The following is a 3,324-nucleotide window of genomic DNA, read 5'->3' on the forward strand; positions in this document are numbered from 1 at the left end:
GCAGGCTTTTCATCCTCGTCAACCCCTCGTGAAGAGGAAGTTGCCGCCGCTGCACCTCAATCCGCCGTAGCGTCTTTCCGTGTAGCGAGCCGCCCATCATAGCCGGCTTTTGCGTTTCGTCAACACCCTAGTTTCAGGGAATTTTCGAACCCTTCTGCTCTGTCGCCGCGTTTGCGGGTCCGTTGCGCCGGGGGAGGCGAACTATATGCCTGCGCAACGATTTTGGGAAGGGTTTTGTGAAAAATATTTCACGACATTTCCTGAAACCTGGCGCTGCTGCGCAAAGCCGTGGCATTCGTGGTCTGAACATGCCATCTGGCTGCCATCCCTTCATATAGAGAGCGCGGCAGCCCACTTGCGATTGTCGCTCTGCAGCAGCGTGACGCGCCTCAGCTGTTGACCAGCACCACGCGGGCGAAATTGCGCTTGCCTACCTGGATCACGCCTTCAAAACCCGGGACCAACATGCGCGCCACATCTTCGATGACCTCGCCGTCGATCCTGACCGCGCGCTCCTTCAGCTTGCGCGTCGCTTCTGAATTGCTGGGCGTGAGGCCGGCCGCGGTCAGAAGACCGGCGATTCGCAGCCCTTCGGCAGGCACCGCAACTTCCTGCAAGCGCAGCAGGCTGGTGTCGCCCTGCCCGGTCACCACGGCATGCCAGCCTGCGATCGCCTGCTCGGCGGTGGCCGCGTCGTGGAACCGCGTGGCCAGTTCACGCGCCAGGCGCAGTTTGACATCGCGCGGGTGCAACTCACCGGTGGCGACCTGCTCTTTCAGACGCAACGCTTCGGCCACGCCGATATCAAAGGAGAGTAGATCGATCCAGCGCCAGGTCAGCTCATCGCCGATCTTCATGGTCTTGGTGACGATATCAATGGCCGGCTCGTTGATGCCGATGTAGTTGCCCAGCGACTTGGACATCTTGGCCACGCCGTCCAGGCCTTCCAGTAGCGGCATGGTCAGCACGATCTGCGGGGCCTGGCCGTAATGCTCCTGCAGGCCACGGCCCATCAACAGGTTGAACTTCTGGTCGGTGCCGCCCAGCTCGACATCGGCCTTCAGCGCGACCGAGTCGTAGCCCTGTACCAATGGATAGAGGAACTCGTGGATGGCGATCGGCTGCTGGCCGGTGAAGCGCTTGGCGAAATCGTCGCGCTCCAGCATGCGGGCCACGGTGTGCTGGGCGGACAGCTTGATCAAGTCCGCTGCGCTCATCTGCCCGAACCACTCGGAGTTGAAGCGCACTTCCGTGCGCTCGCGGTCCAGGATCTTGAAGACCTGCTCTTCATAGGTGCGTGCATTGGCCAGCACATCCTCGCGGCTGAGCGGCTTGCGCGTGGCGTTCTTGCCACTGGGGTCGCCGATCATGCCGGTGAAGTCGCCGATCAGGAAAACGACCTGATGCCCAAGTTGCTGAAATTGCCGCATCTTGTTGAGCAGCACGGTATGGCCTAGATGCAGATCCGGCGCCGTGGGATCGAAGCCGGCCTTCACCCGCAGCGGGACGCCCGATTTCAGGCGGGCTTCGAGCTGATCGAGCTTGAGGATCTCGTCGGCGCCACGGCCGATGAGTGCGAGGGATTCTTCGAGAGTGGCCAACCACGGACTCCAGCGGCGTTTGCCGTCAACAACGTGAATGATGTTAAACGCGGGTTAATTTCGCGCCAAATGAAAATAACGAACAGGCTCAATGGTTTGACGCGCTGTTACAGCCTGTCTATGGTACCGGCGATTGGGCTCGCACTTCGAGCCATCGAGGACATTGAACGATGCAGAACTCCGAGCAGGGCCGTGCACGCAAGCGGCGCTTCCACGAACGCCTCCACGTTCTCCACGACACTGCACTGCATCGCAAGCTCAAGGCGCACCTGCCGGCCGCCTTCAACGACCGTTGGACGCGCCGCCACTGGATCCACGCCAGCCTGTTCGCCACCATCGGTGCGATGGTAGCGACCATCGTGCCCGGTTTCTCCAACGCGATCGACACCCCGCTGTCCAGCCACTCCACGCTGGCATTGCCCTTGCCGCCGCTGGTGCCCAGCCGCAAGCAGCTGTCACCGAGTACCGAGTGGGAAATCCTGCAGGTCAAGCCGGGCCAGACGCTGAGCACCCTGTTCGGCAAATTGGGAATTCCGACCACGGTGATGTACCAGGTGCTATCGCATCCCGGCACCAAGGAGGCGCTGACCAAGCTGCACCCGGGCGCGGAGATTGCGTTCGACATGCCCACGCCCGGACAGTTGCGTGCCCTGCGCTTTGATCGCGACGACAGCCACCGGGTGGAACTGCGCCTGCTGGGCGACAGCGTGCGCGAGAACGTGACCAAGCGGGCGACGACCACGCGTACGGTGGTGGCCAGTGGCGAGATCACCAGCTCGTTGTACGCCTCGGCCGACAAGTCCGGGTTGTCGCCGGCAGCGGTGGCGATCATGACCGACGAGATCTTCAAGTACGACATCGACTTCGACAAGGACCTGCAGCCGGGCGACCGTTTCAGCGTGGTGATGGACGAAACCTGGCGCGAGGGCGAGCGGATCAATACCGGCGACATCCTGGCGGCGACCTTCACGACCGGCGGCAAGACCTACACCGGCTTCCGCTTCGAGCGCGCCGGCAAGCCGGCCGAGTACTACGACATCACCGGTCGTCCGCTGAAGAAGAGCTTCATCCGCATGCCAGTGGCGTATAGCCGTATCAGCTCCACCTTCGGCGCGCGCCGACACCCGGTGCTGGGCACGATGCGCATGCACAAGGGTGTGGATTACGCGGCCGCTTCGGGCACCCCGATCATGGCCGCCGGCGATGCGCGGGTGGTGTTCGTCGGCACCCAGCGCGGCTACGGCAATGTGGTGATCCTGGACCACGGCAAGAACTACAGCACGCTGTACGGCCACATGTCGCGCTTTGGCAAGATCAAGGCCGGGCAGCGCATCAACCAGGGCACGGTGATCGGCTATGTCGGCATGACTGGCCTGGCGACCGGCCCGCACCTGCATTACGAATTCCGCGTGGCCGGGCAGCAGCGCAATCCGATGTCGGTGACCATGCCGCCGCCGGAGCCGTTGCAGGGCGCCGAACTGGCCGCCTTCCGCGCGCAGACCGCACCAGCGATGGCGCGTATCGAAGGCATGGAAAAGCTGATCTACGCCGATGCCGGCAAGCCGGCCAAGGGCAAGTCGCGCGGCTGAGCGCGACCTAGCTGTGTAAACCCACCACGTTGTTCATTGGAATTGGAATTCGGGAGATGGGGGGTTTGTAGCCGAGGCTGGCGTGTGGCCGATGCCAGTTGTAGTGATGCAGCCAGCCCTGGAAGGCGTTGGCG

Annotated in this window: 3 protein-coding genes; 1 reads left to right on the forward strand and 2 read right to left on the reverse strand. The window is 62.8% G+C overall.

Annotated features, from left to right (window positions below; all coding sequences use genetic code 11):
• Positions 1–389: 389 nt before the first annotated feature.
• Entirely contained in the window at positions 390–1,601 is a 1,212-nt protein-coding gene (tyrS, locus tag A7D17_RS18140) for a tyrosine--tRNA ligase (RefSeq protein WP_064510378.1), read from the reverse strand.
• A 170-nt stretch (positions 1,602–1,771) separates the two neighbouring features.
• Here tyrS and A7D17_RS18145 point away from each other — a divergent pair, with 170 nt between their 5' ends.
• On the forward strand, positions 1,772–3,190 hold the full coding sequence (locus A7D17_RS18145) for a M23 family metallopeptidase (protein ID WP_064510379.1): 1,419 nt from the start codon (positions 1,772–1,774) through the stop codon (positions 3,188–3,190).
• A gap of 7 nt (positions 3,191–3,197) precedes the next feature.
• Here A7D17_RS18145 and A7D17_RS23355 read toward each other — a convergent pair.
• Positions 3,198–3,324 (reverse strand): integrase core domain-containing protein (locus tag A7D17_RS23355; protein WP_153041981.1); only part of this gene is annotated, 127 nt, incomplete at its 5' end.

The sequence above is a fragment of the Xanthomonas floridensis genome (genome assembly GCF_001642575.1).
GTDB classification, from domain to species: domain Bacteria; phylum Pseudomonadota; class Gammaproteobacteria; order Xanthomonadales; family Xanthomonadaceae; genus Xanthomonas; species Xanthomonas floridensis.

What these genes read in the sequence shown, in the direction of transcription:
- A7D17_RS18145 (WP_064510379.1), top strand. Translation starts at nt 1,772, where the DNA reads ATGCAGAACTCCGAGCAGGGCCGTGCACGCAAGCGGCGCTTCCACGAA.